This window comes from Xanthovirga aplysinae, from assembly GCF_009711365.1.
Lineage (GTDB): Bacteria > Bacteroidota > Bacteroidia > Cytophagales > Cyclobacteriaceae > Xanthovirga > Xanthovirga aplysinae.
In genome coordinates, this window is the sequence record NZ_SMMB01000963.1 from 1 (window position 1) to 5893 (window position 5893).

At 36.3% G+C, this 5893-nt stretch carries 2 protein-coding genes; both read left to right on the forward strand.

Going from position 1 to position 5893, the window contains the following annotated elements:
- Nucleotides 1–1002: 1002 nt before the first annotated feature.
- On the forward strand, nt 1003–4326 hold the full coding sequence (locus tag E1171_RS09095; protein WP_155205694.1) for a M43 family zinc metalloprotease: 3324 nt from the start codon (nt 1003–1005) through the stop codon (nt 4324–4326).
- An 825-nt stretch (nt 4327–5151) separates the two neighbouring features.
- A complete protein-coding gene (locus E1171_RS09100; RefSeq protein WP_155205695.1) occupies nt 5152–5889 on the forward strand; it encodes a transporter in 738 nt (245 codons plus the stop codon).
- Nucleotides 5890–5893 lie beyond the last annotated feature (4 nt).

Sequence of the window (5893 nt, forward strand, 5' to 3'; positions counted from 1 at the left end):
TACAATAATAATTGTTCTTTAATATTAGGTTAAATTTTTTAATCAAACTATTAACATGAATTTAACCATGAAAAAGAATATACTTTTTTTAGCTATTTTATTTTATGAAAGTAACAAGATATTAGGGCAACAAAAAGTTTCCTACACCACTGAATTGGAAAGAGACCACACACCTAATACTATACTAAAAAGGATAATAAAGTTACTAGTTGAGCATAGTATAGATATATTCAACAGTGGTATACTCTACAAGAGAACTGTGGAAAGGAAGATTCACCAGGCTTTAACCATAATTATAGTTAAACAATTAGTTTATAGAACCTCGGCATAAGGTATTTCTGCCCGATTTCACTTTCCAAATTGATGATATAAAAGGAGATTACAATTTATAAAACATTAATCTCTTGCCGTATAACTGGATGAAATCGCAGACTAAATAAGCCAATTCGGGTATAAGGCTAATTCTGGTCACCTAAAGTACTAATAGAAACCCTAACTCCGAGATTAAAAGATTATATACCTCAAATTCTAACAAAGTAAAACTCTGTAGTCTATTATTCCTCTATAGGAAGAGAAAATTAGTGTCACCCAGAAAGGCCCCAAATTATTTATATGGGTCCATCTATACTGGGTAATTAAGGCTGTATTGCCCTCAGGAAATTGTAATAAAGCCTGCGAAAATAAAAGAGCGGAATAGGATCGCAATAACCAATAATTTTTTGAGCACTACATACAACCGGTTATTATAATTTGAGAAATACGGTAATGCATTACCCTAACCGTTACCTAGGCTTGCTGCACAATTGTAGATATAAATATAGCTGTTAGGATTATTATCTGGTACATAATACCCTGAAATAATCCGCAACTATTAGTAAAATAATTAATTCTAATTAGGGCTTAAGGACTCTTATTGACTCCATATAAAGGAGAAAGCAAGTTTATTTTACAAAAAACAAATCATATTATTTAATCAATTACAAACCATAAAACAACAAATTAATGATGAAGAATTTACTAAATAAAAGGGTATTGAAATTATCACTCTTCCTGATCGCATTACTATCTTTTAAGGTTTCTTTATACGCACAAGAACCCGTAAAGTGTCTTCAAAATGAAAATCGCCGAATTGATCATGCCCTGAGCCAGGAAGCTATTGAAAAGGTACAAATAGCAGAAAAAAAAGCAAAGGAGATTCGAAGCAGACTATCCCCTTCCAGTTCTAGACTATCTCAATCCGATATTGTACAATCCTCTCATACTCAATATACAGTACCAGTGGTATTTCATGTTTTTGGTGATTTTTCTTGGGGAACGGTGGATGACCAAAGAATTATTACTGCTTTGGAAAAAGTAAATGAAGATTTTCAAGGGTTAAACCCTGATTTTGATGATGTAATCACCCAGTTTAGATCAATCAGGGGCACACTTGATATTTCTTTTGAACTGGCTCAATATGACCCAGAAGGCAATTCTACTACAGGAATCATCTATCACCCTAAGGAGACTAACCTGGCCGAAGATTGGGAAAAAATGCAAGTATATGCTTGGGATAATTATCAGTATATGAATGTATACATCTTGGAAGAATTATATGACGATGGTGTATTAAATTACTCGGGGATAGCTTGGCTTCCTTCAACAAATGAATCCAACCAGAATATTGCGGGTATAGTTTATAACGGAAATTATCTGTATGGTAACACTGACGATGAATTTGCAGCTACTTTAACCCATGAATTTGGTCATTTTCTTGGTTTATATCACACATTTGGCCCCAGCAACCCAGCTGAAGATTGTGACGACGATGGTGTACTAGATACTCCTATTACAAATGCAAATGACGGTGTTTGTACAGATGTTGGTGGGTGTTTTGGAGAGACCCCTAATTATTCTAACTACATGGATTATTCTTCATGTAGAAGGATGTTTACCCAAGGTCAGGTGGCAAGAATGGAAGGCGAAGAATATGGCCTATTGCACGATGCTAGAATTACCCTATGGCAAGAAGAAAACCTTATAAAAACAGGAATTATTGAGGCTCCATTATTAACTTTCTCAGGATCCGAATTTATTGAATCCACAGCAAACAATGGATCATTTGATGAAACCAAAACCATTCGAGCTTTAGGTGGAGCACAGTTTGCTACATCTGGAACTTTAAGTGAAAACACCCACTACACAACTTCCGGTGTTCCTTCCGGTTTATCAGTACAAATTACAGTGAATAATTCCTCAGAAGCTACCTTAACATTAACAGGAAGCACAAACTCCCATGGAGATAATGCAGATGTATCCAATTTAAATATAGCCTTTTTAAATGCTGCCGTGCAGGGTAGTGCTGCAAATATTATAAATTCTTCTATGGATTTCTCTGTGGACTTTAGGGCCCCTTATGAGGTGGTATATGAAAATATCGCAGATATTACCGTTGACAATGGATATACCTGGGAATATTTTGAATTAGAAGTAGGCAATGTTGAATTGGAAGTGGGTAATTTTGACTTTGGAGTATGGTACGACGACGGGGATCTAAGATTTGAAACTTATCAAAAGTCTTTAATTTGCGAAGGGAATACCAGAAACATCACCCTTCTTAATGATGGGGATCCTATTGAGGCTTCTTCAAATTGGGTTGCCGGTGGAGCTTGGCCAGATGAACATGATATTCGAACACCATCTTACACAGATTGGGACGGAGAGGAAGGATTTATTGGTTTCCAGGTTAATAATGTTTATGGAGAAACACTCCATGGTTGGTTTAGGATTTCTGTAGCAGCAAATGGGAATTCTTATACCCTTCGTGATTATGCATATAGCACCCAACCTGAGGGAACCATACTGGCAGGGAGTACGGATTTTCCTACGGATAATTTGCCAGTTGCTAATTTTTCAGTAAGTGCTTCAACAATTGATGTGGGAGAAACTGTAAGCTTTACCAATCAGTCAACGGATGCCACAACTTATTCTTGGTCATTCCCTGGCGGAAGTCCTTCTAGTAGTAATCAACGGAATCCAACAGTAACTTTTAATACCGCAGGAACTTTTGAGGTTACCCTAACGGCAAGTAATGCCGATGGAAGCGACCAAGCCACTACTTCGATTACCGTTTTAGGTGATGATTCAGATATTTATTGTGCTTCAAATTCATCTACCAATCAGTATGAGTGGATTGCTAATGTAGAAAGTGGAAGCTTCCAAAACTCTACTGGTGCGAGTGGCTATTCAGACTTTACTAACCAAACCATCAATTTATCTCTCAATGAGTCCAACGAAATAATCGTTACCCCAGGTTTTGCTAGCAGTAGCTATACAGAGCACCTTAGAATCTGGATTGATTACAACAATAGTTCCTCTTTTGAATCCGGTGAATTAGTATTTCAAGGCAGTGGTTCTGGAGCTATCACAGCTAACTTTACACCAACAAATGCAGGAACCACTCGTATGAGAATCTCTTTGAAATATGGATCTGCGGCTGATGTCTGTGAAGAGGATTTTAATGGTGGAGAAGTGGAAGATTATACGGTGAATATTAGTGGGGATGTAATTATTAACCCTCCAGGCGATTATTGTGCATCTAATGGGAACAATGATAACAGCGAATGGATAGGGAATGTAACTGTTGGAGATCTAAACTATTCTTCTTCGAATTCAGGCGATAGATCAGGGTATTCTGACTTTACCTCCCAGAGAGCCAATCTTTCAGCAGGTTCAGGCGTAAATGTTCGTTTAACCCCAGATTTTAGTTCTTCAAGTGAATGGAATGAAAGTTTTAGAATTTGGATTGATTACAACCAGGATGGAGATTTTGAAGATGCCCAAGAGCAGACTTTTGAAGGTACTTACACAGCCAATTCTTCTGTTTCAGTAACAGGTTCGTTTACCGTTCCTTCTTCAGCGCTTTCAGGAGCCACAAGAATGCGAGTTTCCATGAATGGTGATGCTTTTTCGGCCCCTTGTGGAACATTCTCTTATGGGGAGGTGGAAGATTATACCGTGAACATTTCCAATGGTTTGGCTGGAGCTGCTGGTCCCTCCACTTCTAATAATCAAAGTGAAAATGTGTCTCTAGCCTCTGATATAAATATATACCCCAACCCAGCACCAAATGGGAAATTCTCTGTAGAATTTTCTAATGAACTTAAATCCACTACTACTTTAAGTATCCTTGATGTTACAGGAAAATTACTTTATTCAAAGTCCATTGAATTGAAACCTGGAGCAAATAAGGAACAAATAGATATATCTAACTTGCCAAAAGGTTTATATTATTTAGTTATCAATGGAAGCAATGGGGTAAATACCCAAAAGGTAATTGTGGAATAATTCAAAATTGTTTCCATTATAAAAAAGGCTTTATCACAAGGTTGATATCTAGAGAGGGTTTACCAACAAGGGTAAACCCTCTTTGTTTGAAAGGGCAAGTTTTAATGGCCATGATATTTCCTTCACTAGTTAAGGTGTTTACTAAATTTAGTTAGAAGTCAAATAGTTAAACGGGTCATAATACCCACTATGGGGCCAAAGACCTCAAACTCATGTTGGCCACTCTAAGCCGGAAACGAATTGAACAAAAAGTTGATCAAATCTCTCTGCGTTTCGTCAATTTCAGACATTATATTTAAAGTTTGTTATACCTGCTTTCCTCATACTCAAAGGGTAAATGAGTATTGAGTTTGGTTCAAAAAAGTCCATTCCTCCTTTTTTTATTTCACTCCTACCAAACTTAGGGAGTATATATCAAATGACCTTGGGGGTAATTCTAATCTTTTTCTAATCTGAAATAATTTCATATTAAACTCAACCCTTTTACATTGTCCTTCATAAATATTTGATTTATAAATAACTGATTTTAAACAGAATTGTCTGATAAGTAAGAACTGCGAGAATATAAACCAATGGCTGTTTTTTTCCTTAATACCAAATAGGCAAACCTCTTTCTTTATCTAAGTTTTTAATTAAAGGCCAATAATAATTCACTGCATTGAGTTAAATCGCTTTTAACCAAATCGTTCAAAGCACAAAAGCAACTTAGAAACTAAGAATTAATTAACCCCTCACCTAAGAATCTAAACAGAGAAAAACACTTAGGGGAAGGTAAATTTCTAAAAATCAAGACACTGCTAATTTTTTACAATAATTCAGGTAAGTATGAGATTTTTTTTATCTATCATTATTTTTTTATTGGTTTCCATAGGGGTTTATGGCCAAAGTGATTCGGAAACTCCCACTGTTATTCCTAATGGCGATATATTGTTAAGGAACCATTTCAGAATAAGTACACAGAGCAATGGAGGGGTAAATACCTTAACTAGTTTTTTTATTCCTTCTATTCGATACGGTTTAGGTAATAGATTTGAGCTCAGGTTTAATCCAAGGGTGCAACTATCCCGAATGAAAGGCGGAGATTTCAGGAAAGTAAATTCGGGGTTAGGCCCATTTGGAATGGGAACCAAAATAGCTTTGGTACGAGAAGATGGATGGATTCCTGATATTGGTGTTTTTGGTTTTCTAACTTTCCCAACAGGCTTACCTGCTTTCAACAATTCAAAAATAAATTCGGAATTTAGGTTAAGTATGGGGCATAGTTTGGGAAATCGTGCGGGTGTAACCGTAAATTATGGAGGAACCTGGGATGGTATTTCTCAAGGACCTGAATATTTGTATACATTGTTATTTAACTATAATTTCTCCCCTCTTTTCGGGGCATATATCGAGACCTTTGGTACATTCTCCAAAGAAGAGGAACCATCACATCAATTGCACCTTGGAGCATCCTATGCGGTAGCTCATAACGCAAGATTTGGGATTGGATGGAGAAAAAATTTTTCATCAGGACTACCTAATAATTTAATTGACGCTGTGTTATTTATTACTATTCCCAGATAAGAGA